General features: G+C 68.2%; 1 protein-coding gene. It reads right to left on the bottom strand.

Translation table 11 applies throughout. The features are described from left to right. A partial coding sequence (locus tag GV790_RS29135; RefSeq protein ID WP_309139049.1) for a CysS/YqeB C-terminal domain-containing protein occupies positions 1–381 on the bottom strand: 381 nt, incomplete at both ends.

Raw genomic sequence — 381 nt, 5'->3', positions numbered from 1 at the left:
GACCAGCGACCATTCCGGGCCGTTGGGAGTATCGGTCACTTCGACACCCGCGGCCTGCAACCGATCCCGGACCGCGTCCGCGGTGGCCCAGTCCTTATCGGTGCGCGCCTGCTGACGCCGCTCGAGTTCGGCCTCGATCAGTACGTCGAGTGCGGCGGTAGCGGCGGAAGAATCACCGGGGGTGTGCCACTGCGGGTCGAGCGGATCGACGCCGAGAATGGCAAGCATGCCGCGCACCTGGCTCGCATGCTCACGCGCGGTGTCGAGCACACCGGCGTCCAACGCCTTGTTGCCCTCGTGCACCACATGGTGGATTTCGGCGAGCGCCTTGGGCACCGCGAGGTCCTCGTCGAGGGCGGCGGCGAAGGCGTCGGTCCATTT

The sequence above is a fragment of the Nocardia cyriacigeorgica genome (assembly GCF_010858045.1).
Taxonomy (GTDB): domain Bacteria; phylum Actinomycetota; class Actinomycetes; order Mycobacteriales; family Mycobacteriaceae; genus Nocardia; species Nocardia cyriacigeorgica_E.
This window is presented reverse-complemented; position numbering and strand designations above follow the sequence as displayed.